The organism is Microvirga sp. M2 (genome assembly GCF_047497095.1).
Taxonomy (GTDB): domain Bacteria; phylum Pseudomonadota; class Alphaproteobacteria; order Rhizobiales; family Beijerinckiaceae; genus Microvirga.
Genome location: NZ_CP134063.1, coordinates 3,641,068 through 3,666,959, shown reverse-complemented (window position 1 = coordinate 3,666,959; position 25,892 = coordinate 3,641,068). Strand labels below are relative to the sequence as shown.

Sequence of the window (25,892 nt, the reverse complement as noted above, 5' to 3'; positions counted from 1 at the left end):
CTGAAACGGTCAGGCATGGATGTCCGCATCCATGCCTTTTCTTTTGCCTTCCCGCCATCGCGCCTCCGTCGGTCGTGTCCGCGAGACCAAGAATTAAACTTAACGCTCTCTTCACACGGCAGGGCTACAGTCTAACAGAGCCGTCGAAGATCTCGGCGGCCCGTGCCTGTCGAGCGACGAAGCGTACCCATGAGCATCATCAAGACCACGGTTCTCGCTGGCCTGATCGGCATGACCGCTTCGGGGGCCTTCGCGGCCGACCTCTCCCGCGGGATGCTGCCCCCCGTGCCCGACCTCGGCGAGACCACCGAGAGCTGGTACCTGCGCGGCGACGTCGGCTACACCCATTTCACGCGCCCGGAGGCCGATTTCACATCGGGCCTCATCGAGGGCAGCATGGCCCGCGAAGGTGTCGGAGACACCGCCGTCCTCGGCGCCGGCATCGGTTACCGCTTCAGTCCTCTGATTCGCGCCGACGTAACCGTGGATCACCGCTTGTCCTCACGCTTCACGGGCCTCCCGACGGATGCCGGCCCCACGACAGGATCGGTGTTCGACAGGGGACGCTTCCGGTCGTCGACCGCCATGCTCAACGTCTATGCCGATCTCGGCGCCTATCGCGACTTCACGCCCTATGTGGGTGCGGGCGTCGGCGTGGCATATAACGCGTTCGGACACTATGCCCGCACGACGACGGATGCTCTCGGCGCGATCACGCAGGAGCATCTCTCCGGCCGCGGCGATTGGAGCTTCGCCTGGGCCCTCATGGCGGGCATCGGCTACAGGCTCTCGGACAATTTCACTCTCGACCTCGGCTACCGCTATGTGAGCCTGGGCGACGCGAAGACCCGCGGCGACGCCGGCCGCGCAGGCGCCGACGTGGAATCCATCGCTTCGCACGAGGTGAGGCTGGGAGTGCGCTACGCCTTCGACTGAGTTTTCGGACATCGGTCCATCGCCGGAAAGCCCAGTTCCGGCAAAAGAAAAACCCCGGTGACGACACCGGGGTTTTTGCGTGGCGAAGGGGGCCTCACTCCGCCGGATGGGCCGGCGGCTGCGGGACATGGATGTCCTCGCCGTGCGGACGCTGGCCGGTCTGGACCCGCAGCTTGTCGAGCATATCGCTCACGTAGGTCGCGGGCTTGGTGTAGCCGCCGATGAGGAGATAGATCGCCGGCACCACGAGCACCGTCATCAGGGTCGACATGGTCACGCCGCCGACGATGACCGTGCCGATGGCGCTGCGGGCTTCCGCGCCCGCGCCCGTGGACCAGGCGAGCGGGACGGCGCCGCCGATCATGGCGATCGACGTCATGAGGATCGGGCGAAGGCGCAGCACGGACGCCTCGATCACCGCGTCCCACACGGACAGGCCCCGCTCACGCAGCTGATTGGCGAATTCCACGATGAGAATGCCGTTCTTGGTCATCAGGCCGATGAGGAGGATCATGCCGATCTGGCTGTAGATGTTGAGGGACTGACCCGTGATCACGAGAGCCGCCAGGCCGCCCGTGACCGCGAGCGGCACGGTCAGCATGATGATGAAGGGGTTGATCCAGCTCTCGAACTGCGCCGCCAGCACCAGGAACACCACGAGCAGCGCCATGCCGAAGGTGACATAGATCGCGTTCGAGGATTCGAGGAAGTCCTTCGACTGCCCCGAATAGCCGATACGCGCATCCGCCGGCAGGTTGTCGCGCACGATCTGCTCCAGGACCGCGAGGCCATCGCCGATCGAGGTGTTGCCCTGGAGGCTGGCATCGATGGTGATCGAGCGCATCCGGTCGAAGCGGTTGAGCATCTGCGGGGCCGCGGATTCCGTCAGCGTCACGAAGGACGAGAGGGGAACGAGCTCGCCGTTCGTGGCGCGCACGAAGGTATTGGCGAGATCGTTCGGCGTCGCGCGGTCTTCCGCGCGGCCCCGCATGATGACGCCGTACTCCTCGCCGCGGTTGACGAAGGTCGAGATCTCGCGCTCGCCGAACATCAGTTCGAGCGTGCTGCCGATATCCTCCACCGAGACGCCGAGATCCGCCGCGCGCTGCCGGTCGATCTGCACGCGGATGTCGGGCTGGGATTCCCGGTAGTTGGAATCCATGTTCATGAACAGTCCCGTTTCCTGCGCCTTCTGCATGACGATATCGCGCCAGTCGCGCAGGGTATTGTAGTCCGGCCCGCCCAGCACGAACTGAATGGGCTTCGACGGACCACGCTGTCCCAGCGAGCCGGGGCTGATCGGGGCCACACGCGCGCCGGGGAAGTTCGCGACCTTGCGGTTGATTTCCTGCACCAGATCCTGCTGCTTCATGGTGCGCTGTTCCCACGGCACGAGGCGCACGATGATCAATCCGGAATTGACCGGCGAGGGACGGGCGTATCCCGGCGCCACCTGGCTGGTGATGGACGATACGACACCCTGCTTCTGATAGGGCAGAAGGATTTTCTCGACCTCCTTCACGCGCTCCCGGGTATAGTCGAGGCTCGAGCCTTCGGGGGCTTCGATGCGCACGATGATCGCGCCGCGATCCTCCGTCGGCGCGAAGGTCTTCGGCAGCATCTGGAACAGTCCGTAGGCCGAGAGACACACCATGAAGCCGACCGCGAGAATGACGAGCGGCGCCTTGAGAACCCGCGTCAGGATCTTGCGGTAGACGTTGTTCATGCCCGTGAAGAAGGGCTCGGTCATCGTCTGGATGCGGCCATGGGCGGGCACCATCAGCTTCGAGCACATCATCGGCGTGAGCGTGCGCGCCACGATGCCGGAGAAGAAGATCGCGGCCGCGAGCGTGATGCCGAATTCCCGGAAGAGCTGGCCGGTATTGCCGGTCATGAAGGCGAGCGGCACGAACACGGCCATCAGCGTGGCCGTGGTGGCGATGACCGCGAAGCCGATCTCGCGCGCGCCGTCGAAGGAGGCCAGAAGCGGCGGCTGGCCTTCCTCGATACGGCGGTGAACGTTCTCGATCTCCACGATTGCGTCGTCCACCACGATGCCGATGGCGAGCACCACGGCGAGCAGCGTCAGCACGTTGATGGAGGCGTTGAAATAGGCCATCACCATGCAGGCGGCGATGATCGACACCGGAATCGCCACGATGGCCACGATGGTGGAGCGCCAGTCGCGCAGGAAGATCAGGATCACCAGAACCACGAGGCCGATGCCCTCCATCAGCGTGTGCAGCACGCCCTTGATGGAGGCGCTGATGAACTGGCTCTCGTCATAGGAGATCTGCGCCGTGGTGCCCGGGGGGAGGGAGGATTTCAGGTTCTCAAGCTCCGCGCGCACGCCGTCGGCGACCGCGAGGGTGTTGGCCGTCGATTGGCGCACGACGCCGAGACCCATGGCGACCTTGCCGCCTTCATAGAACTCGAAGCGGTTGTCCTCCGGGCCGACCTCGACCTTGGCGACCTCGCCCAGGCGCACGAGGTATCCGTTCTTGTTCGAGACGATGAGATGCTCGAAATCCTGCTGGCTGGAGAGGCGGGAATCCGTCTTCACGGTGAATTCGCGCTGCGAGGATTCGATGCGGCCGCCCGGGAGCTCCACGTTCTGCCGCTTGATCGCGGCATTCAGGTCCTGCACGGTCAGTCCGCGCGCCGCGAGGGCGGGGCGGTCGACCCAGATGCGCATGGAATACCGGCGCTCTCCGGCCAGCGAGACGTTGGCGACACCGGGGACGGTCGAGAGGCGGTCGACATAGACGCGCTTCAGGAAGTCGCTGAGCTCGAGGGCATCGTAGGTGGAGGAGGTGACGCTGATCCACATGATCGCCGACGCGTCGTCGTCCACTTTGCGGATCACCGGCTGGTCGACCCCGTCCGGCAGGCGGCCGACGACGCGGAACACGGCGTCGCGCACGTCGGAGGTCGCGCCTTCGGGATCGCGCGAGACGTCGAACTCGATCGTGACGGAGGAGCGCTCGTCCCGGCTCTGCGAACGGATCTGCTTGATGCCCTCGATGCCTGCCACGGCGCCTTCGATCACCTCCGTCACGCGGCTCTCGATGACCTCGTTCGAAGCGCCGCGATAGACGGTCGAGATGGACACGACCGGCCGGTCGACGCTCGGATACTCGCGGATCGGCAGGTTCATGAGCGCGGACAGGCCGCCCACGATCAGCAGCAGACTCACCACGACGGCGAAGACGGGACGGCGAATGAAGAGGTCGGAAACCTGCATGGTTCTGGTCGTTCCGGTGAAATCAGACTAGAGCCTTTTCCATGAACTTCGGTTCATGGCAAAGGCTCCTGTTGTTTGAGAAAGACGCCTTTTCTTCGCAAAACCGGCATCCACTTTTGCGGAAAAGGCTCTAACGCGACGGCACACTTCTCCCCCTCGGGCGAGGGGGGCAGGAGGGGGGCCTGAAGGAGGGGTACCCTGAACAGGTCATCTACTTCGCTTCGGCCGCCTGCGCCGTGCCGATGGCGTGCGGCACGTTCAGCGAGGAGCGCGAGGGCTGCTGGCGATCGGCGGCCGGGGTTCCCTGCGGCTCGCCGGAGCCCGAGCCGAGCGGGCGTGCGATCACTTCGGCCCCGGGGCGCACGCGCTGAACGCCGAGGATCACGATGGTCTCGCCGGCCTTGAGGCCCTCGACGACCTCGGCCTTGCCGCCCTGGCGCTGGCCAAGGGTGATGACGCGGCGCTCCACCTTGTTGTCCTTCACCGGGTAGACCACGTGGCGCAGGCCCTCGCTGACGATGGCCTCTTCCGGCACCACGACGGCCTCGTCGTTGGACGACACTTCGAGCCGGACCGCCAGGAACATGCCGGGCTTGAGGGCCTCGTCCGGATTGTCGAACTCGGCCGTCAGGCGCGCCGTGCGGGTCGCCTGATCGACACGGGGATCGATGGTGGCCACCTTGCCCTTGAACGTGCGGCTCTTGTAGGCGGCGGAAAGGGCGGTCACCGTCTGCCCGGGCTCCAGACGGCCGAGAAGATTTTCCGGCACGGCGAAGTCGAGCCGGACTCTGGAGAGATCGTCGAGGGACGTGATCCGCGTCCCGGGCGCCACATAGGCTCCGAGCGAAACGGAGCGCGTTCCGACGCGCCCGTTGAAGGGCGCCCGGATCGTGAGATCCTGCAGCCGTGCTTCGGCGCCCTTGCGCTGCGCCTGAGCCGACGCGATGGCTCCCTCGAGAGATTTCAGCTGCGCGGTGAGGTCCTCGACCTGGGCGGTGGTTCCCGCTCCGGTGCGGTTGAGGGCCTGGGCACGCTCGAGCTTGATGGCGACCTCGTTGCGCTGAGCCACGGCGCGGTTCGACTCGGCGATGGTCTGATCGATGTCGGCCCGGCGCTCGGCGGCGTCGAGCTGCACCAGCACATCGCCCGCCTTGACCTTCTGGCCTTCCTCGAACCCGATCTGGTCGATGACGCCCGCCACCTTGGCGGTCACGGTGATCGATTCATAGGCGCGCACCGTTCCTACGGCCTCGCGGGTTTCCACGATGCGTCCCGTCTTGACGGTATCCACTTCCACGGCCGCGGGGCCCGATGGCCCGCCGCGATTGCCGCCCCGCCCTCCGGAAGGCCCGCCCTGCTGTTCCGTCGACTGGTTTCCTAGGTATCCGTTCTGATACCCATACCACCCGCCAAACCCTGCTGCCCCCAGCAAGGCGATGACGGCGAGTTGACCGGACACACGCATGCTCGCTCCTTGAACTCTCGGAAGTCTTTTTCAGTTTAGAATGTTTTGATGAGGCCTAACACATCACAGGCCGGGCTTGTCGACTATAACGCACTAAGCACAGGGTTTTGTATTACGATTTCGTAATCTGCCGTCTTCGTCCCTCCCGGGCTGCTCCCCGAGCCGACGTCCGGCCTGAAAATGCTCCTGGTCCGTTCTAGGAAAGATTCCTTCCTTTCAGGATCTGCTGCCGTTCAGCCCATGAACGAGAGGCGGCGGACAGGAGAGCCCCCTCCATGAAAGGCCCCGTTCCGCCGCGCCCGGCGGCTCGTCCTGACGTCTGTCCTGAATGGCCTTGACCGTTCTCTGCAGTTCCATCATACCGGTCGGCGGGACACCTCTCCCCACCGAGAGGCGCCCATCTGTAAGGATGGACTCAACATGACAGACCTGCCCAACGCGCGTCCCCGCGCGCCCTTCTTCTCGTCCGGCCCCTGCGCGAAGCGCCCCGGATGGTCCCTGCAAAACCTCAAAACCGAATCCCTGGGCCGTTCGCACCGCGCGAAGCTCGGCAAGGCGCGCCTGAAGCTCGCCATCGACCTCACCCGCGAAGTGCTGGAAGTGCCTGCCGATTACCGCATCGGGATCGTCCCGGCTTCCGATACGGGCGCCGTGGAGATGGTTCTGTGGTCCATGCTGGGCGCCCGGCCCGTGGACATGCTGGCCTGGGAGAGCTTCGGAGAGGGCTGGGTCACCGATGTGGTCAAGCAGCTCAAGCTCGCCGACGCCCGCGTGATCAATGCGCCCTACGGCGAGTTGCCCGATCTCGCCGATCCCGCGCAGGTCGACACGAAAAATCGTGACGTGGTCTTCACCTGGAACGGCACCACCTCCGGTGTGCGCGTGCCGAATGCCGACTGGATCGCGGCGGACCGGGAGGGCCTCACCATCTGCGACGCGACCTCGGCCGCCTTCGCGCAGAAGCTCGACTTCGCCAAGCTCGACGTCGTCACCTTCTCCTGGCAGAAGGTGCTGGGCGGCGAAGCGGCACACGGCATGCTCATTCTCTCGCCGCGCGCCGTGGAGCGCCTCGAGACCTACAAGCCCGCATGGCCGCTGCCGAAGATCTTCCGCATGACCAAGGGCGGCAAGCTCATCGAGGGCATCTTCCAGGGCGAGACCATCAACACCCCATCGATGCTCGCAGTCGAGGATTACATCGACGCGCTCGAATGGGCGAAGTCCGTCGGCGGTCTGAACGGGCTCGTCGCCAAGGCCGACGCGAACGCGAAGGTCATTCACGATTGGGTCGCCCGGACCCCGTGGATCGCCAACCTCGCGAAGGACCCGGCAACCGCCTCCAACACCAGCGTGTGCCTCGTCGTGGCCGATCCGGACGTGGTCGCCAAGGGGCCCGAGGCCGTGGCTCAGGTCGCCAAGGGCATCACGTCGGCCCTCGAGAGGGAGGGCGTGGCCCTCGATATCGGGGCCTATCGCGATGCGCCTCCCGGCCTTCGCATCTGGTGCGGCGCGACGGTCGAGCAATCCGACCTCGAAGCCCTGACGCCCTGGCTCGACTGGGCCTTCGCGCAGGAAAAGGCGAAGCTCGCGAAGGCCGCCTGACGTTCAAGTCTCTCTGAACCGTCATCCCCGGGCCCGTCCCGGGGATCCACGACTTTTCCGGCCGCTGAGCTTGTCATCCCGGCAGACATGCATCCCCGGGACGAGCCCGGCCACGACGCCATGAGGTTCATCCCATGCCCGCTCCCCGCGTTCTCATTTCCGACGCTTTGTCTCCCGCCGCCGTGCAGATCTTCAAGGATCGCGGCATCGAGGTCGATTTTCAGCCCGATCTCGGCAAGGACAAAGAGAAGCTCGCCGCCATCATCGGCAACTACGACGGCCTCGCCATCCGGTCCGCCACGAAAGTCACGGCGAAGATCCTCGAGCAGGCGAAGAACCTGAAGGTGATCGGCCGCGCCGGCATCGGCGTGGACAATGTCGAGATCCCCGCCGCCACGGCGAAGGGCATCATCGTCATGAACACGCCCTTCGGCAATTCCATCACCACCGCCGAACACGCAATCGCGATGATGTTCGCGCTCGCGCGCCAGATCCCGCAGGCCGATGCCTCCACCCAGGCCGGCAAGTGGGAGAAGAACCGCTTCATGGGCGTCGAGCTGACCGCCAAGGTGCTGGGCGTCATCGGCTGCGGCAATATCGGGTCCATCGTGGCCGACCGCGGCATCGGCCTGCGCATGAAGGTCATCGCCTTCGATCCGTTCCTGTCGCCGGAGCGCGCCGTCGAGCTCGGCGTCGAGAAGGTGGAGCTCGAGGATCTGCTCCGCCGCGCCGACATCATCACGCTGCACGTGCCGATGACCGAGAAGACGAAGAACATTCTCTCGGCCGAGAATATCGCCAAGACGAAGAAGGGCGTGCGCATCGTCAACTGCGCCCGCGGCGGCCTCGTCGACGAGGTGGCCTTGCGCGCGGCCCTCGATTCCGGCCATGTGGCGGGCGCGGCCTTCGACGTGTTCGTGGAGGAGCCTGCGCTCACCAATCCGCTCTTCGGCCATTCCAACGTGGTCTGCACGCCGCATCTGGGCGCCGCCACCTCGGAGGCGCAGGAGAACGTGGCGCTGCAGGTGGCCGAGCAGATGTCCGACTACCTGCTCCAGGGCGCGATTCAGAACGCCGTGAACTTCCCCTCCATCACGGCGGAGGAAGCCCCGCGCCTCAAGCCCTTCGTGGCGCTCGCCGAGAAGCTCGGCTCCTTCCTCGGCCAGCTCACGGAAGCCGCCATCAAGGGCATCCGCATCGAGTACGAGGGCGCCGTCGCCGACATGAACACCCGCGCGCTGACGTCGGCCGCCGTGACGGGCGTGCTGCGGCCCTTCCTGCAGGACGTCAACATGGTGTCGGCTCCGATCGTCGCCCGTGAGCGCGGCATCACCGTGGAAGAGGTCAAGCGCGAGAGCGCCGCGCGCGATTACGAGAGCTTCATCCGCATCGTCGTGAGTGCAGAGGACATGGCCCGCCACGCCGGCGGCACCGTCTTCCAGGACGGCAAGCCGCGGGTGACGGAGATCCGCGACATCGCGGTGGATGCCGAGTTCGCGCCGCACATGATCTATGTGCGCAACGACGACAAGCCCGGCTTCATCGGCCGCTTCGGAACGCTGCTCGGCGAGTCGGGCGTGAACGTGGCCACTTTCGCGCTCGGCCGCGACAAGCCGGGCGGCGACGCGATCTGTTTCGTGTCGGTCGACGAGCCCGTGTCCGAAGAGCTCCTGCGCAAGATCGAAGAGATTCCGCAGGTCAAGCGCGCCCGCGCGGTCCGCTTCTGAAAAACGCTGTCCGGAGGAGCGGTTGCCGCTTCTCCGGCCATTTCATCAAGACAATCAGGTGCAGACATGGCCGCTTCCCCGTCACAACGCTTCGTCCTGACGCTCGCCTGCGCGAACCGTCCCGGCATCGTTGCCGCCGTGGCGGGGCATTTGTCCGATGCGGGCCTCAACATCCTCGATGCCCAGCAATACGACGACATCCAGACCGATCGCTTCTTCATGCGCGTCGTCTTCAACCCGGTGAACGGGAAAGCCGACATCGAGGCGCTCAAGGAGGGCTTCGCGCCGCTGGCCGAGCGTTTCGGCATGGGCTGGGCCCTGCGCGACCAGGGCGAGCGCCGGCGGGTCATGCTCATGGTGTCCAGGTTCGATCACTGCCTTGCGGACCTGCTCTATCGCTGGCGCATCGGCGAACTCGATTTCGAGCCCGTCGGCGTCATCGCCAACCATCCTGTCGAGGCCTACAGCCATGTGGATCTGGGCGGCGTTCCGTTCCACTACCTGCCGGTCACGAGGGACACGAAGCTCGAGCAGGAGGCGAAGATCTGGTCGCTCATTCGCGATTCACAGGCCGATCTCGTGGTGCTCGCCCGTTACATGCAGGTTCTGTCCGACGGGCTCGCGGCGAAACTTTCGGGCCGCTGCATCAACATCCATCACTCGTTCCTTCCGAGCTTCAAGGGCGCCAAGCCCTACCACCAGGCTCATGCCCGCGGCGTGAAGCTGATCGGGGCGACCGCCCATTACGTCACGTCCGACCTCGACGAGGGGCCGATCATCGCGCAGGATGTGGAGCCGATCACCCATCGCGACAGCGCGGAGGACCTCGTGCGCAAGGGCCGCGACATCGAGCGGCGCGTCCTCGCCCGCGCGGTGCGCGACCACCTGGAAGACCGCATTCTGCTCAACGGCCGCAAGACCGTGGTGTTCGCGGACTGAACACTTGGAAGAGGAGCGCGGCTCTCACTTCCGCTCCGCGAGCCAGATGCCGCCGAGCACCAGGAACAGGCCGAGCGCGTGATAGAAGGCGAAGGGCTCGCCGAGCAGCAGCACGGCGAGCAGCGCGCCGAAGACCGGCACCAGGTTGACGAACAATCCCGCCCGGGCGGGGCCGATCAGCTCGACGCCGCGGATGAAGAAGATCTGCGAGACGAGCGACGGGCAAAGGCCGATATAGAGAAGGATCAGCCATCCCTTCCAGGTCGGCCATTGCATGGCGCCTTGCGCGATTTCCAGGGCGAGCAGGGGCAGCGAGGATAGAAACGCGACGCCGGCCAGGGCCGTGAAGAAGACGAGACCGGAGACGGGCGGGCGGCGGCGCAGGCCCAGGGTATAGCCTGCATAGAAGACGCAGGCGATCAGCATCCAGACATCGCCGATATTGAGCGCGAGCGCCTTGAGAACCTCGAGATCCGCCTTCACCGAGACCAGGACGACGCCGAGGATCGTCACGACCATGCCGAGGATCTGCAGCGGAATCACCCGCGAGCCGAAGAACAGGATCGTGCCGATCAGCACGAGCACCGGAATGGCGCCCTGGAAGATCGTCAGGTTCACCGCGCTCGTGTGGTAGGCTGCGGCATAGAACAGGGCGTTGAAGGCGGTGAAGCCCGACGAGCCCATGAGGACGATGAAGGGCCAGCGCGACCCCATCTGCGGCCACTCGGCCAGGACCTGCCGGCCGACGAGCGGACCCAGGATGGCGGCCACGATGGCCCAGCGGATGCAGGTGAGCAGCATCGGCGAGACCTGGCCGACGGCGAGACGTCCGGCGATGGCGTTGCCGCCCCACATGAGCGTGGTGAGGATCAGGAGCAGATAGGCCCTTTCCCAAAGTCCCTTGCCGAGCGATTGCGGGAATTTCATGGACGGCCGGACCTCATGACGCTTGCCGCCGCGCACAGTTTCGATAAACCAGCGCTCAACGAAGCGGGTGACGGTTATGGCCTTAAGGTTTCTGGTGGTCGAGGGCAATACGCGCGGTGCAAGGCAGGCCCACAAGGCGGCCTATGGCCAAATGCTGTCGGAGTCCTATGCGCAGGTGATTCACGCCATCGCGCGGGACGCCGTCTGCGACATCGCCTTCCCGACGGACGAAGGCGCGAACCTGCCCGATCGGGCGGGGCTTGCGTCCTATGACGGGATCGTGCTGACCGGCTCTCATCTCAACATCTACGACCGGACACCCGAGATCCTGCGCCAGATCGACCTGATGCGGGCCATCTACGCCTCGGGCACCCCGTCCTTCGGGTCCTGCTGGGGGCTGCAGGTGGCGGCCGTCGCGGCGGACGGGGACGTGCGCAAGAACCCGCTCGGCCGCGAGGTGGGCTTCGCCCGCCGCCTGCGGCCGACGGAGGAGGGGAGAGGGCATCCCATGCTGGCAGGGCGGCCCGAGGTCTACGACGCACCCGCCATTCATCTCGACATGGTCACGGCGCTGCCCGACGACGCCACGGTGATCGCGACCAATCCGGTCTCGGCGGTTCAGGCGGCGGAGATCCGGCGGGACGGAGGCCTGTTCTGGGGCGTGCAGTATCATCCGGAATTCGGCCTGACGGAGCTGGCCACGATCCTGCGCCAGCGCACGGACCTCCTGATCCGCGAAGGGTTCTGCCGGACGCCCGAGGAGGTCGCGTCCTACGCGGACGACCTGACGGTCCTCGACAGGGATCCGTCCCGCTTCGATCTGGCCTGGCGGCACGGGGTCGATGCCGAGGTTCTGGATCCGGCCTGCCGCACCCGCGAGATTCGCAACTTCATCGAGCGCCGGGTCCAGGCCGAGAAAAGCGCGCGGGGGCGGGCCTGATCCCCGACGGCTGTCCGACCCTCAGAGCACATCCACGATGACGCGCTGGGAGACCGGAGTGGCGGGGGATGGCGCGCTGACCACGAAGCCCCGGCATTTCGTGGTGACCGGGTAGATCGGCGTGTGGTGCCGGTCGGCCCCGACCAGATAGTTGACCGTGTAATACTCGTAGCCGCCGACGAACGCCGTCTCCTTGGTCTCGAACACGTATCCCACTTCGGTCGGGCTGATGCGGTAGGTCGCCCGCGGCGGCCCGAGGGCCGCGATGCGCTCCGAGATCGGCCGGCCGACAAAGTCCGCGCATGAAAGCTGAGTGGCCTCATAGGCCGCCGGGACGCAGCCCGTCGCGCCGAGCGCGATGCCAACAACGACGATAACTCTTTTCACGACAGCCCCCAGGGATGCATCAATCGCTCTCCCAAGGTGATCTAGATAACCATGTGCCGTTGGGAAAGATGTCGGCGCTTCCGATGTCTCCATCTCCGTCCTTTCCCTCCCTTCGGAGCGCTGGGCCGGCCGCGGCGGTGATCCCCATGGCTTCGCCCGTCCCTTGACAAGCGGGAGGCATGGGACATCTGGCGCACATCAGGACGGAGTACGATGCATGGGACAAGGCTCATTCCGGCTTGACCTGAGACGCGCGATCCACGAAGAGGGTTTGCAAGGTTTTTACCCAACCCTGGCCTTGCGCCGGGGTTTTTTATTGTGAGGCTTGAGCGATGGCGAACGTAGTTGTCGTGGGCGCCCAGTGGGGCGACGAAGGCAAGGGCAAGATCGTCGACTGGCTGTCTGAACAGGCAGACGTGGTCGTGCGGTTCCAGGGCGGACACAATGCCGGCCATACCCTCGTGATCGGCGACAAGGTCTACAAGCTGTCGCTGCTGCCCTCCGGCGTCGTGCGCCCCAACAAGCTCTCCGTCATCGGCAACGGCGTGGTCCTCGATCCGCACGCCCTGGCGGCGGAGGTCGAGCGGCTGTCCGAGCAGGGCGTGTCGATCTCCCGCGACAACCTGCGCGTGGCCGAGAACGCGACTCTCATCCTCTCGATCCATCGCGAGCTCGACGCTCTGCGCGAGAGCGGCAGCGCGGGCACGAAGATCGGCACCACCAAGCGCGGCATCGGGCCCGCCTACGAGGACAAGGTGGGCCGCCGCGCCATCCGTCTCATGGACCTCGCCGACCTTCCTTCGCTGCGCGACAAGATCGACCGGCTGCTCACGCACCATAATGCCTTGCGCCGCGGCTTCGGCCTCGACGAGTTCAAGCCCGAAGAGATCTATGAGGAATTGTCCTCGGTCGCTCCGAAGGTGCTCCCCTACATGGACGCCGTGTGGCGCCTCCTCGACGAGGAGCGCCGGGCCGGCAAGCGCATTCTGTTCGAGGGAGCGCAAGGCGCGCTGCTCGATGTCGATCACGGCACCTATCCCTTCGTCACCTCCTCGAACACAGTGGCCGGCCAGGCCGCGACCGGATCGGGCCTCGGCCCGGGCGGCGTCGGCTATGTGCTGGGCATCGCCAAGGCCTATACCACCCGCGTCGGCGAGGGGCCGTTCCCGACGGAGCTCCACGACGAGACCGGCGAGCTGATCGGCCAGAAGGGCAAGGAGTTCGGCGTGGTGACGGGCCGCAAGCGCCGCTGCGGCTGGTTCGATGCCACCCTGGTGCGCCAGACGGTGCGCACGTCCGGAATCGATGGCATCGCGCTCACCAAGCTCGACATCCTGGACGGGTTCGACACCATCAAGATCGGTGTCGGCTACAGGCTCGACGGCCAGACGATCGACTATTTCCCGGCGAGCCAGGGGGCTCAGGCGCGGGTGGAGCCGATCTACGAGGAGTTCGAGGGCTGGAGCGGCTCCACGGCCGGTGCGCGGTCCTGGGCGGATCTGCCGGCTCAGGCCGTCAAATATGTGCGTCGTATCGAGGAATTGATCGGTGCGCCCGTGGCGGTCCTGTCCACCTCGCCCGAACGCGACGATACAATCCTCATGAAGAACCCCTTTGAGGGTTGACGGCGGAGCTTCTCCGGGTCATTCCCAAGGAAATGGCAGATTATTACCCTCTCATTGTGCGGGCCGTCGAAGGTCTGACAGAGCAGACGCCCGTCGCGCGGCGCGCCGTTTACGAGCGCGCCCGAACGGCGTTGGTGGCTCAGCTGCGCTCCCTCAATCCGCCCCTGTCCGAAGCGGACATTCAGCGGGAGCGCGCGTCCCTCGATGATGCGATCACGCGCGTCGAAGCGGATTACACGCCACCTCCGGCCGGCTTCGATCCGAATGCCTTCGCCGAGATGCTGGTCGAGGAGCAGGCTCCTCAGACACCGGCGGAGCGGCTGCGCAGCGTGATGACGCCGAGGCAGGCCCCGCCGCGGCCGGCCTCTCAGGGAGAACCCCAGCCCGCACCGCTGCCTGCGCCGGCTCCCCGGACCGTCGAGGAGGCGGCCCCGGCTGCCCGTCCGCGGGTCGACAGCAGGCCGCATCCGGCCATGCAGAGCAACCGGCAGATGCGCTCCGTCATGCTCGGAGGGGCGATCCTTCTCGTGCTCCTCCTCATCGGAGGGCTGGCCTGGTGGCAGAGCCGCTCTGACGGCCCCATTCCCGAGACGCCGGTCGCCCAGGCTCCTCAGGAAGCACCGGCCAGCCAGGAAACGGCAAAAATCGAAGAGCGTGTCGGCGGACAGGCTCCCGCCGGCTCCCCGAACGCGGGGCAGGCCATCGGCGTGGCGCATCGCGCCGTCTTCTACGAGGAAGACGCCACCAATCCGCAGACGCCCAAGGCCTATGTCGGGCGCGTGGTCTGGCGGCTCGAGGACGTGAACCCGGGCCAGGGGCAGCCGCTCGAGAAGGCGGTCACGGCGAATATCGAGATTCCCGATGCGGGGGTGACCATGAAAATGGTGCTGCGCCGCAACCTGGATACGACACTCCCCGCGTCCCATACGGTCGAGCTCACCTTCACGACCCGTGCGGGCGACAGCGGCCGGGTGATCCGCGACGTGGGCCTCCTTCAGTTCAAGAACGAAGAGGCCGCGCGCGGCACGCCGATCGCGGGCCTTCCGGTGCCGGTGCGCGAGAACCTGTTCCTGATCGGCCTGTCCAACCTGCAGGGCGATGTGGAGCGGAACACGGAGCTCTTCGTGCGCCGGAACTGGATCGATCTGCCCGTCCGCATGGCCTCGGGCCAGCGCGCCATTCTCAGCTTCGAGAAGGGCGCCGCCGGAGAGCAGGTTCTGAACAGCGCCTTCAGCCAGTGGCAGTAAGGCGGCCCGACACGGGGCAATCAAAAAGCCGCGCCTGAGGGCGCGGCTTTTTTCATGGCGGCTCGTCGGGCCTCGTCAGGCCCGGTCGGGTAGGATCAGACCGAACAGGATCAGACTGGGGCCTCGGCCGAGGGTGTGCTCTCGATCTGGGTGAGGTTCTTCTTCACCGCCTCCTGGATCTTCTCGAAGGCGCGGACCTCGATCTGGCGGACGCGCTCGCGGGAGACCCCGAACTCGGTCGAAAGCTCCTCCAGCGTGATCGGGTCGTCCGAGAGGCGGCGGGCCTCGAAGATCCGGCGCTCGCGCGGATTCAGGACGGTCAGGGCATTGCGGAGGGCGGTCAGCCGGTTCTGGCCTTCCTCTTCCTCCACGAGCACCTGCTCCTGGCTTTCGCTCTGGTCGACGAGCCAATCCTGCCACTCGCCTCCGCCTTCGCCCTCGTCGCGCAGGGGCGCATTGAGGGAGGCGTCGCCGCCGAGGCGGCGGTTCATGTCCACCACGTCCTGCTCGGTCACGCCGAGCTGGGTGGCGATCTGCTTCACCTGGTCGGGACGCAGGTCGCCTTCGTCCAGGGCGGAGATGCGGCCCTTGGCCTTGCGCAGGTTGAAGAACAGCTTCTTCTGGTTCGCGGTGGTGCCCATCTTCACGAGGGACCAGGATCGCAGGATATATTCTTGAATCGCCGCCTTGATCCACCACATGGCATATGTGGCGAGGCGGAAGCCCTTGTCGGGCTCGAAGCGCTTGACGGCCTGCATGAGGCCGACATTGCCTTCCGAGACCACCTCGCTGATCGGCAGGCCATAGCCACGGTAACCCATGGCGATCTTGGCGACGAGGCGCAGGTGGGATGTCACGAGCTTATGGGCGGCCTCGCGGTCTCCATGCTCCCGCCAGCTTTTGGCGAGCATATATTCCTCATGCGGCTCGAGCATGGGGAAGCGACGGATTTCGTCGAGATAGCGGGACAGGCCCCCTTCATTGGCAAGCACTGGAAGCGCTGCAGCCATATCTTCTCCTCCTTTGGCTCCCTCTTTCCGTGAGGCAAGCCTGAGGCGGCCCCCTCGATGGCCGACCGCCCAACTTCCTTATATAAGCGGTTCAACCGTGTCCGGATAGAGGCGCCGGACTTCAAGACCTGGTGAACGCGTCAGCATCGCAAGGGTGCCAGCGTGGCAGAATTTTGCGACGCATTGACGCTCGTTCCCTCAAGCTTTCAAAGCCTGCAGCAACCTCGCCAGATCCGCCGGAATGGGGCTTTCGAACCGCAGGAACTCACCTGTCCTGGGATGCTCGAAGCCCAGAACCGCCGCATGCAGCGCCTGCCGGTTCAGCGCTGCGAGCGCCTCCTGCTGGTCCGGAGCGAGGCGGTTCGCCTTGGTCTTGAACCCAGACCCGTAGACGGTATCCCCAAGGAGCGGATGGCCGATATGAGCCATATGGACGCGGATCTGGTGCGTGCGTCCCGTCTCCAGTTCGCATTGCACGAGGGCGGCGACCGGCCCGGTCGAGGGCAGGGCTTTCGAGGGCAAGGCTTCCGAGGGCAAGGCTTCGAGAACCTCGTAATGGGTGACGGCATAGCGGCCACGCTCGTTGTCGTCGGACACGATCGCGATCTTTTCCCGGTTGTGCTGGCTGCGGGCGAGCGCGGCCTCCACGGTGCCGCGCCTGCGCTCCGGGACGCCCCAGACGAGAGCGAGATAGAGTCTCTCAAGAGGGCCCGTACGGCCGTGATCGGCGAACTGCTCCGCGAGGCCTTGATGGGCCAGATCGTTCTTGGCCACGACGAGAAGGCCGGAGGTATCCTTGTCGAGCCGGTGCACGATGCCGGGGCGCTTCACGCCCCCGATACCCGAGAGGCTCTCCCCGCAATGGGCGATGAGCGCATTGACCAGGGTGCCCGATTCGTGCCCGGCCGCCGGATGGACCACCAGTCCCGCCGGCTTGTCGATCACGATCAGGTCGTCGTCCTCATAGACGATGGACAAGTCCATGGCTTCGCCTTGGGGCTCCGCCGCGACGGCAGGAGGCACCTGCAGGGCGATCCGTGCGCCCGCGCCCACCTTGCGGCCCGGATCGAGCGCGGGCGCGCCGTCCACCGTCACCTGGCCGTCTCGGATGAGGGCCTGCAGGCGGCTGCGCGACATGTCGCCGGCCAGTCGCGCCAGCACGCGATCCAGCCGCTCCGCCGCCGTTTCTTCATTCAGGGTCCATTCCTGCCGGGTCGTATCGTCCACCACATCCTCATTTTTGACGTCGCCCTCTCTTTTTTGAGAGAAAGGGCTTGAAGCGATTCATGATGCTGGTTATACGAGCGCCCACCACCTTGCTAGCTCCCTTCGTCTAGCGGTCTAGGACGTCGCCCTCTCACGGCGAAAACAGGGGTTCGAGTCCCCTAGGGAGCGCCAAAGGTTTCAAGGCTTAGAGGCTTGGCCTCTGATGCTAATGCCTCAAAACCCCAAGAACGACCCAATATGCGAGTTTGATGCCATAATCGACTTGGCTGAAAATTCGGAGTTCTCAGCGCTGACCTGTGCGCAGGGGCTTGTCAGGCAGAGGCCGAGGAGCCTTAGCTCCCGTTTAGCAACTTCTTCCTACACAAGTGCGCTCTAGTAACGCCCCATCTGAAGGCCATTTGCGGTTTCGATTGGCCTTCTGCGTTGGGCGATGGATTCTAGCGGCCGCGTTTTGCAATTCAAATATCCGACGGGGATTTACGCCCACTGGTCAGCCAATCAGCTTGAACTATTCGGCGTTGATAAGGTTGAGGGGTTGTTGGCCCCTAAGAAAGGGTATGTTACCACTTCTTTACCATGTTTGTGCAATCCACTCGCGCGGCTGAAATCGCAGGTTTAACCGAACACCAACTCAAAGAGTGGTGTATGCGGCGCGGCCTGATCCGTCCTGATGTGCTGCCACGCGGGCGTGGCCACAACGCGCTCTTTGGATGGCGCACGCTTCTTGTCCTGCGCCTCCTGGCGCTTGTGCATATTCGATTTGGAGGAACAGTGGCGCATTGGGGACCAATTATGGATGCGTTGCGCGCCTCTCTGGAAGGATCTTCCTTTCCGGCGCTGTATGGACATGCGGCGGTATACGACGGCGCAAGGATGGTAATCAGTCCTGCTAGCCCCTTCGATGCTAAGCAAGCCCTTCTTACGTTGCCACTAGATGAGCATCTTGCCGAAATTTCGCGGGCGTTCGGTCCAGAAGAAGATGAAGTCCAACTGCCGCTTCTCCCGCCTCTTCTGGTGAAACGATGACTAGCCAATTCTCATTAGACTGGAGCCGGCGCTTTGGCTTGGCTCATGCTCCGTTGTTTGAGATCGGAGAAATCGAAAGTCCAGATAGACATGCTGTTCTTCTGGATGGGGGAAATGGCAGCTTCGCCCTGTCACAATGCGACGAAGCATTTGATCCGCGCTTGGCAGCATCTTGGGCATGGTCCGCTGGATTGCCCCATCACGTAGCCGTAACCGAGGACAAAGTATTCGTCACCCGATGGGATACTCTACAGGCACCCGAGAGCTTCACCTATAAGAGCGTCTCGCAAAAGCTTGATGCTTTCTATAGCTATCTGGCTCAGCGCAGAGTGTCAGCTAGACGAGATGTTATCGCTACCCTGCTCGATCTCTTTAGAGCTGTGCGCGGAGAGATTGAAGTTGCGGGAGCTGCTGATGAAACCGCAGTCGCAGAGTTTTTGGATGTTCTGGCAGAGCTGGTTGCTTCGGAGCAGCGAACGTCAGACAGTCGCGGTAACTTTGCAGCCGTTTGGAATAATGTTCGAAATAGCGTGCAGGGTGGTTCCGCGTTAAGCGCGGATCAGAAACAGCGGCTTGAAGTCGGCTTCAAACACCAAGTTGCGTCGTTATTGGATCTTCAATTGTCAGCAGCTTTAGCGGTGCGACACGCTGCGAGTGCGATCTTCCAGGAGGCGCACTTTGCCTTCGAAAGCTCTGGCCAATCGGATCTTTTCGGGCATCAACCGGCAAGCACGACAAAAAGTATTACTCGTGGAGCACACCACTTCACGCCCCCATCACTCGCACGCAGCATCGTCGAACAGTCACTAGCTGCCATAGCCGATGTTGAACGACGGCCTGAACTTGTAGTGTGCGATCCTGCATGTGGTTCGGGTGCTTTTCTCACTGAAACTGCTCGAACGCTGCGCAGAATCGGCTTCACGGGTAAGCTTAAGCTAGTAGGACGTGATTTATCGCCATCAGCGGTGTTAATGGCGAAGTTTGCGCTGCACGCGGCTAAATTTGACTGGCAACCCGCTGGCGGAATTGAAATTGACGTCGAAGTCGCGGATGCCCTCAACCCCGACTCATTACCGCGTGCTGATCTAGTAGTGATGAATCCACCTTTCCTTGCTTGGCCAATGATGAACAAGCTGCAAAGGGATAAGGTCTCTCAAATCCTGGGTTCGGCCGCCAAGCATCGACCGGACTTATCGATGGCTTTTGTATCGAGAGCGCTTGATGCCGTAGGCGAAGGTGGTGTGGTTGCCAGCTTGATGCCATCGAGCATTCTAGCGCTCGACTCAGGAAAAGAGTGGCGTAGAGACCTACTTGAGCGCGCCCGCCTAGCGTTCCTCGGCTCATTTGGGGAGTACGGCCTCTTTGTGCATGCCTTAGTTCAAGTTGCAGCAATGGTCCTTGTCGCAGGGGACAAGCAAACGACCGGTTTGGCGCTTAGATCAGCAAACGAGCAAGCCGCTACTGGCGAAGCTCTTCGGGCGCTTCGCAGACTAAACCACCCAGTCGTAGCTAATGCCAGCGGAAAGGGGTGGCGTATTGCTCACATTGATAAACGGGATCTTCTAAAGACAGATCGGTGGCGTATCCTACCTGCCAGTGTTGACGACTCTTTGCGTCGCCTAGACGAACTTGGCATGCCGCGCGTCGGAGATTTGTTCGACGTCAAACAAGGTCTCCTCACCGGGCTAAATGACGCCTTCATCCTAAGCGCGCAGGAGCTTCAGGAACTGCCTGGTCCCGAGAAACAGTTCTTCCGACCAGCGCTTTTTCGTGATGCAATCTCTGAAGGTGTCATCCGCGACCGATACTTTGTCTTCTTTCCATACAACAATGAAGGTCTCATATTCTCGAGTGAAGAGGATGTCCGAAATCAAGTTCCGGTGTATTTCGGACGTTATCTTGCGCAACGCGAGCATGAACTTAAGAAACGTTCTGGAATTGACGAAGTGCGTAGGCCATGGTGGTCGTTGTCACGGTACTATTCGTGGGTTCAGGCAACAGAAGCCAGAATTCTGACGAAGTACTTTGGTGCAATTGGCGACTTCGCAGTCGATGACAGCGCTAAATTTGTTCCACTACATGGGTACGTTTGGTTTTTCAATGGACGGCGGAAGAACACTGGTCAGCCGCTTGGCTTCTCATTGGAGCAAACTCTTAACGCCTACCACAGTCTTTTAAATTCTCGGACCTTTGCGCGCCTGTTGAAGGTCTATTCTGATCCAGTTGCAGGCGGTCAGTCCAATCTTAGCGCACGTTTCGTCAGACCAATTCCGCTTCCAGATCTAACCTTATACCACGTCCTGGTGAGAGCGACTCGTCGCAGCGTCAAAGCGCCTGAGATGTGATTCAACATGGCAAGCGAGGAGGTTTGCCATGTCCATTCCCGTCGCCCTCCGGCCCGATTACGATGCCGTTCGTCTGCGCCAACTTGCCCGCCGGAGCAAGGATGCCCCGCAGACCCGCCGCTTGCTGGCCCTGGCGGTGATCTACGAGGGCGGCTTGCGCACCCAAGCGGCCGAGATCGGCGGGGTCAGCCTGCAGACGGTGCGTGACTGGGTCCTGCGCTTCAATGCCCATGGGCCCGATGGGCTTCTGGACGGGAAGGCGCCGGGACAGCCTTCGATCCTGAGCGACGCGCATCGGCAGCGCCTGAGCGAGATGATCGAGAGCGGCCCGATCCCAGCCGTCCACGGGGTAGTGCGCTGGCGCCTGGCCGACCTGATGCAGTGGCTCTGGGAGGAGTACCGGATCCGGATCTCGAAGCAGACGCTCAGCCGTGAGCTGCGGTCTCTGAGCTTCCGCAAGCTGTCGGCTCGCCCGCGTCATCACGCCAGGAGCGACGCGGCCGTGGCTGCTTTTAAAAAGACTTCCCCACGCGTCTGGAGGAGATCGCGACCAACGAGGCCGGCGGCCGGCCCATAGAGATCTGGTTTGCCGATGAGGCCCGCATCGGCCAGAAGAACAAGATCACCCGGCGCTGGGCCAAGCGCGGCACCCGTCCCTCCGCCCCACGCGATCTGCGGACTGCGTCTGCTTACATCTTTGGGGCGATCTGCCCGGCCCAAGGCAAAGCCGCCGGCCTGGTCTTGCCCCGCTGCACGACCGAGGCGATGTCCCTGCATCTGGCCGAGATCTCGCAGGCGGTGGCGCCTGGCGCGCATGCTGTGCTGCTGCTCGACCAAGCTGGATGGCACGTCTCGAGGAGGCTGAAGGTGCCGCCCAACATCACTCTGGTGCCGCTGCCGGCAATGGCGCCTGAGCTGAACCCCGTGGAGAACATCTGGCAGTTCATAAGGGAGAACTGGATCTCCAACCGGATCTTCACGTCCTACACGGACATTCTCGACCACTGCTGTGCGGCTTGGAACAAGCTGATCGATCAGCCTTGGACCATCATGTCGATCGGCTTGCGCGAGTGGGCGCACCAATGATGATCAGCGGGAATTGGTATTAATTGAGCATGGAGACCTCACGGGCGAACTTGCTCAACTCTCCACCGCGGATGATTTGCTTTCATCGCGATGGCTTCAGAGAGCCGATGAACTCTCAAGGAAGGCTTGGGGACCTGATCTAGTCGCAGCGTTATTGGAAATGGATGATGCCTGACCCATTCTCTGCAACAGAGGGTGAACTCGCGCCACATTGGAATACACTGACAGCCGAGTTAGTCCCTCAGCTCGATATCCGCGCATCAAAAGTCTCTCTAAAGGCCGCTCCAGTTGGCGATAAGCTCATTGCCTCCTTCATCGGAGAAGCCGCACGACGGGCTGGTCGGCTTCGTGGAGACCCAATGCCAGTTGTGCCGTTTAGATCTATCAGCAGCAACTGGGAAGTCTGGCTTGGATATCGAGAAGTCTGGACATTAAAAGGTGGCAACCCCAAACGCTTTAATTTCGCCTCTTCCGATCTGACCATCTTCTTTGCAATTGCTGGAAGCGAAGCGTTTCAGCAAATTCTGCGAGCTGAATGGATGGGGCCCGAGAAAAGCCTCGAAGGATGGTCCTTCAAACCCAGCAACGCGGCTCATCCACATTGGCAGATCGATATCGCTGAAACGTTGAAGTTAGATGCAGACCTTGAGGCGGCCCGCGAATTGCTGAGAGAAGTTGAGCCGCGAGAGTTCGGCGCTCCTGAGCCAGCTCCAGTCCCTGACCCGCCTTGGTACCAAATCGGTCGAATGCATTTGGCCAGTGCCATGAGGCCGTGGGCTGATGGCCTTATCGCCCACGGGCCTGCGGATCTGGCAGCTGTACGCATGTGGGTGGTAAACACCGTGAACTTACTCCAGATCGAACTAGAGCGCATTTGACGGATGATGCTTTTGCGCTGAGCCCCTTCTTTGGATCACCGGAGGCTAGAGTTTTCCGGCCTCGTTCACGGCGGCAGGCTGGCTGTGCTGCCGTGATTTGTCAGTGAGATCGGAGGCTTATGCCCAAGGGCGCCATGTGGCCGATCCTCATTGTCGTATCGACGCCAATCCTCCATCTTTTCGCGCGCATCGGCAAGCGTCAGGAACCAGTGCTGGTTCAGACACTCGGCCCGAAAGCGGCCGTTGAAGGCTTCAATATACGCGTTGTCGGTCGGCTTGCCGGGCCGGGAGAAGTCGAGCGTGACACCCCTGGCATAGGCCCACAGATCCAGGTCACGACTGACAAACTCCGAGCCCTGGTCGACCCGGATCGTCGTCGGATAGCCGATCTCGGCACAGGTCCGCTCGAGCACCTGCACCACGTCCTCGCCCCGATAGCTGAAGCGCGGATCAATCACCGGTGAGTAGCGCGAGAAGATGTCCACCACGGTCAGGACCCGCAGCTTCCGGCCGGTGGCGAGCTGGTCATGCACAAAGTCCATCGCCCAGGTCTCGTTCGGCCGCGTGGCCGCGCAGCTTCGCCTTGACCCGCCGCTTGGGCGTCTTGCTGCGCAGTTGCAGGCCCAGCTCCCTGTAGATCCGGCGCGTCCTCTTGTGATTGACGCGCCAGCCCTCACGCCGCAGCAAAACATGGACGCGCCGGTAGCCATAGCGCACCCGGGTCTGGCAGATCTCCCGGATCCGCCGCTCGAGGCCGGCCTGCTCGGGGCGACGGGACTTGTAGTGATAGGTCGAGGTGTCCACATCGAGCACCCGGCACGCCCGCCGGATCGCCCCCCCACTCGCCACGCACCCCGTCCACCAGCTTGCGCTTGCGAGCAGGCCTTACAGTTTTCGGCGGATGACGTCCTGGAGCATCTCGCGGTCGAGGGTCAGATCGGCGACGATCCTCTTCAGCTTGGCGTTCTCGTCCTCGAGCTGCTTGAGCCGCCGCATCTCCGGCGGCAGCAGCCCATCGTACTTCTTCTTCCAGTTGAAATAGGTCGCCTGACTGATCCCGGCCTTGCGGCAGATCTCCGCCACCGGCACGCCGTCCTGGCCCTGCTTGAGGATGAACGCCTTCTGGGCGTCCGAAAACTGCGAGGCTTTCATCGTTGTCCGCTCCGTTCCCAGCCCGGGATCCTAGCGCGGAAAACTCCAACCAAAAACGATCCAGTTTTACGGGCTCAGATCAAACTTTGCCCCCCAACTTCTGATCAGGACCCGGCAACCAAGAACGCTCCGGAGGAGGCGCGTCCGTTTAGGACGAACATTTGCAAGGAGTTGCTTGCGAGAGGCGGGCTTTCGTCCTGCCACCGGATCATTGGTGGCCGACCAGGGAGTGAGACTGGCACTCTCGTGCTTGACGCTCTCCTGCCGCTTCGTCGGGCCGGGCGCTTCGTGAAGGCAGCCGTGCGGCGCAACCTCGGATGCGATGTCGTTCTTGATGCGGGTGGCGCGACATGAGCCATCGTAGCGGTGGCATGTGCGAGGGAGGGTATCATCGCCTCGGGCGAAACCGCTGACGAAATCGCTGACGTCTTGGGGATCAGGCGGGATGAAATGCGCCGTGATGAACAGGGCACCGCTGTGGTACGATTTTAAACTGCTGAACCACGGATAAACTTTCCAGTAAGCAGCGCGGTCGAGTATATCTACAGTACTTTCAAAAAACCTGAACGTTTAGTAATTACATTACGACTATTTTAGTACATTACTCAACTTATCCTATTGGATATTCTTTGAGGCATTGACTAGATACAGTTACCTCAGCGAGGATCTTCGAAGATCCGGATAAAGGTTTCTGAGCGCCGAGGCCTCGATACCCGGTGAACCAACCGATGTCCGGTCTCCTCATGCTCTTCAATTCGCTTGCGTTCCTGCTCTTCTTTCTTCCCGCATCCCTGATGCTCCATTGGGCTGTCGAGCAATTCAGGCCGCAATGGCGGCTTCCTCTCCTGCTTCTGCTTTCGTTCGTCTTCTACAGCTATTGGGACTGGCGCTTCACGCCACTTCTCGCAGTCTCGATTTGGGTGAACTGGCTTGTCGCCCAAGCTTTTTTGCGGACGCGGCAAGGGGGGCTGATCACACTGGCTCTTGTTGCCAATCTGATCGTCCTCGGGGTCTTCAAATACTTCAACTTCTTCACGGGGTGGGCCGGTCTCATTCCTGGTGTCGCCGTTCCGAAGTGGGACATCGGCTTGCCGCTCGGCATTTCGTTCTTCACTTTCCACCACGTGATGTATCTCGTCGATCTCAAAGCCGGACGCGCGCCACGCTACGGCCTTGTCCGCTATGCGCTGTACATCGCCTTCTTTCCGCAGGTGCTTGCCGGCCCGCTCGTCCGCTGGAGCGAAATCATGCACCAGTTCGAAGAGAGACCGTATAAGCGCCCGGATGCGGCGGAGCGTTTCGGGCGCGGTCTCATGTTGCTCACGCTCGGCCTGGTCAAGAAGGTGTTCATCAGCGACCCTCTGGCGGAGTACGTCAACCCGATCTTCGATCTGGCCTCCAGAGGGAGTGTCTCGGTCGCCGAGGCCTGGCAGGGGACGCTCGGCTTCACGTTCCAGATCTATTTCGACTTCTCCGGCTATACGGACATGGCTCTGGGCATGGCCCTGATGCTCGGGATCGTCCTGCCGCCCAACTTCGACAGGCCCTATAACGCCACGTCCCTGCAGGATTTCTGGCGGCGCTGGCACATGACGCTGTCCCGCTTCCTGCGCGATTATCTGTATATCCCCCTCGGCGGCAGCCGGAATGGCATGGCCGTCCAACTCTGCGCACTCCTCGCGACCATGACGCTGGGCGGCCTCTGGCACGGGGCCGGCCTGACCTTCGTCGCATGGGGCATGGCGCACGGGCTCGGGCTCGCGGCGGGTGCCGTCTGGCGCCGGGCAGGGTTGCGCATGCCGGCTGCTGCGGGCTGGGTCTTGACGATGCTGTTCGTCATGTTCGCCTGGGTGCTGTTCCGGGCCCCGAACTTCGATGCGGCACTGAGAATTTACGAGGGGTTGTTCGGCATCGCGCCGCTCGGCTCGGCGTTCAAGTGGCGTGCGATTGCCGTCGCCGCGGCCGTGGCCTGCCTTGGACCAACGGCGTGGAGTGTTGCCAAGCTGGCTCCGCCTCGGCGCTGGATCGCCGTCGGCTTTGCCGGGGCGCTCCTGGCTGTTTTGTTCCAGATCGGGGACGCGGCGAATTACGAATTCATCTACTTCCAGTTTTGACGGGTGGCAGATCCC

The 25,892-nt window shown here is 63.2% G+C and carries 18 protein-coding genes, 1 tRNA gene and 1 pseudogene; 13 read left to right on the top strand and 7 right to left on the bottom strand.

From position 1 onward, the window contains the following. Positions 1-189: 189 nt before the first annotated feature. A complete protein-coding gene (locus tag RE429_RS17415; RefSeq protein WP_414471960.1) occupies positions 190-936 on the top strand; it encodes an outer membrane protein in 747 nt (248 codons plus the stop codon). A 94-nt stretch (positions 937-1,030) separates the two neighbouring features. Here RE429_RS17415 and RE429_RS17410 read toward each other — a convergent pair whose 3' ends face one another. Further along, entirely contained in the window at positions 1,031-4,180 is a 3,150-nt protein-coding gene (locus tag RE429_RS17410; protein WP_414471959.1) for an efflux RND transporter permease subunit, read from the bottom strand. 211 nt (positions 4,181-4,391) lie between these two features. Beyond that, a complete protein-coding gene (locus RE429_RS17405; RefSeq protein WP_414471958.1) occupies positions 4,392-5,645 on the bottom strand; it encodes an efflux RND transporter periplasmic adaptor subunit in 1,254 nt (417 codons plus the stop codon). A gap of 420 nt (positions 5,646-6,065) precedes the next feature. On the opposite strand from RE429_RS17405, the gene RE429_RS17400 reads away from it, so the two are divergent. From RE429_RS17400 to purU, 3 genes are all read left to right on the top strand, one after another. After that, positions 6,066-7,247, top strand: a complete 1,182-nt coding sequence (locus RE429_RS17400; RefSeq protein WP_414471957.1) for a phosphoserine transaminase — start codon at positions 6,066-6,068, stop codon at positions 7,245-7,247. A gap of 134 nt (positions 7,248-7,381) precedes the next feature. Beyond that, positions 7,382-8,974, top strand: a complete 1,593-nt coding sequence (serA, locus tag RE429_RS17395; RefSeq protein WP_414471956.1) for a phosphoglycerate dehydrogenase — start codon at positions 7,382-7,384, stop codon at positions 8,972-8,974. Between the two features lie 66 nt (positions 8,975-9,040). Continuing rightward, positions 9,041-9,913, top strand: coding sequence for a formyltetrahydrofolate deformylase (purU, locus tag RE429_RS17390; protein ID WP_414471955.1), 873 nt, complete (start codon positions 9,041-9,043; stop codon positions 9,911-9,913). A 24-nt stretch (positions 9,914-9,937) separates the two neighbouring features. Here purU and RE429_RS17385 read toward each other — a convergent pair whose 3' ends face one another. Further along, complete coding sequence (locus tag RE429_RS17385; RefSeq protein ID WP_414471954.1) at positions 9,938-10,840, bottom strand: DMT family transporter; 903 nt, start codon at positions 10,838-10,840, stop codon at positions 9,938-9,940. A gap of 76 nt (positions 10,841-10,916) precedes the next feature. Here RE429_RS17385 and RE429_RS17380 point away from each other — a divergent pair, with 76 nt between their 5' ends. Continuing rightward, on the top strand, positions 10,917-11,780 hold the full coding sequence (locus RE429_RS17380) for a type 1 glutamine amidotransferase (RefSeq protein ID WP_414471953.1): 864 nt from the start codon (positions 10,917-10,919) through the stop codon (positions 11,778-11,780). 21 nt (positions 11,781-11,801) lie between these two features. Here the strand turns inward: RE429_RS17380 and RE429_RS17375 are convergent, their stop codons facing one another. Continuing rightward, entirely contained in the window at positions 11,802-12,167 is a 366-nt protein-coding gene (locus RE429_RS17375; RefSeq protein ID WP_414471952.1) for a hypothetical protein, read from the bottom strand. Between the two features lie 332 nt (positions 12,168-12,499). Between RE429_RS17375 and RE429_RS17370 the strand changes: the two genes are divergently transcribed. Both RE429_RS17370 and RE429_RS17365 read left to right on the top strand, forming a co-directional pair. Next, positions 12,500-13,792: an adenylosuccinate synthase gene (locus RE429_RS17370; RefSeq protein ID WP_414471951.1), complete on the top strand. Its 1,293-nt coding sequence runs from the start codon at positions 12,500-12,502 to the stop codon at positions 13,790-13,792. Beyond that, positions 13,789-15,039 (top strand): histidine kinase, encoded by a 1,251-nt coding sequence (locus tag RE429_RS17365; RefSeq protein WP_414471950.1) that lies wholly within the window; start codon positions 13,789-13,791, stop codon positions 15,037-15,039. The genes RE429_RS17370 and RE429_RS17365 overlap by 4 nt, the downstream gene beginning before the upstream one ends. A 110-nt stretch (positions 15,040-15,149) precedes the next feature. Here the strand turns inward: RE429_RS17365 and rpoH are convergent, their stop codons facing one another. Further along, the gene (gene rpoH / locus RE429_RS17360; protein ID WP_414471949.1) at positions 15,150-16,049 is read right to left on the bottom strand and encodes an RNA polymerase sigma factor RpoH; all 900 of its coding nucleotides are present in this window, start codon (positions 16,047-16,049) and stop codon (positions 15,150-15,152) included. Between the two features lie 198 nt (positions 16,050-16,247). Then, positions 16,248-17,186 carry an RluA family pseudouridine synthase gene (locus RE429_RS17355; RefSeq protein WP_414474236.1) on the bottom strand — a complete coding sequence of 313 codons (939 nt, stop codon included), beginning with the start codon at positions 17,184-17,186 and terminating at the stop codon, positions 16,248-16,250. Positions 17,187-17,371: 185 nt separating this feature from the next. Here RE429_RS17355 and RE429_RS17350 point away from each other — a divergent pair. The 5 genes from RE429_RS17350 to RE429_RS17330 all read left to right on the top strand — a co-directional run bounded on the left by RE429_RS17350 (position 17,372) and on the right by RE429_RS17330 (position 22,611). Continuing rightward, positions 17,372-17,447: transfer RNA gene (locus tag RE429_RS17350), tRNA-Glu, on the top strand. A 474-nt stretch (positions 17,448-17,921) separates the two neighbouring features. Then, positions 17,922-18,302 carry a hypothetical protein gene (locus tag RE429_RS17345; protein WP_414471948.1) on the top strand — a complete coding sequence of 127 codons (381 nt, stop codon included), beginning with the start codon at positions 17,922-17,924 and terminating at the stop codon, positions 18,300-18,302. Next, positions 18,299-20,647: an HsdM family class I SAM-dependent methyltransferase gene (locus tag RE429_RS17340; RefSeq protein WP_414471947.1), complete on the top strand. Its 2,349-nt coding sequence runs from the start codon at positions 18,299-18,301 to the stop codon at positions 20,645-20,647. Before RE429_RS17345 ends, RE429_RS17340 begins: the two co-directional genes overlap by 4 nt. Positions 20,648-20,675: 28 nt before the next feature. Next, positions 20,676-21,733 (top strand): IS630 family transposase gene (locus RE429_RS17335; RefSeq protein WP_414471946.1). Its coding sequence is split into 2 segments (ribosomal slippage): positions 20,676-21,168 and positions 21,168-21,733, totalling 1,059 coding nucleotides; the frame shifts between segments, so codons are not numbered across the junction. A 164-nt stretch (positions 21,734-21,897) separates the two neighbouring features. Beyond that, on the top strand, positions 21,898-22,611 hold the full coding sequence (locus RE429_RS17330) for a hypothetical protein (RefSeq protein WP_414471945.1): 714 nt from the start codon (positions 21,898-21,900) through the stop codon (positions 22,609-22,611). Between the two features lie 65 nt (positions 22,612-22,676). Here RE429_RS17330 and RE429_RS17325 read toward each other — a convergent pair. Further along, positions 22,677-23,763, bottom strand: a pseudogene (locus RE429_RS17325) (IS3 family transposase). A 743-nt stretch (positions 23,764-24,506) separates the two neighbouring features. Between RE429_RS17325 and RE429_RS17320 the strand changes: the two are divergent. Further along, positions 24,507-25,877, top strand: a complete 1,371-nt coding sequence (locus tag RE429_RS17320; protein ID WP_414474235.1) for an MBOAT family O-acyltransferase — start codon at positions 24,507-24,509, stop codon at positions 25,875-25,877. Positions 25,878-25,892: the final 15 nt, after the last annotated feature.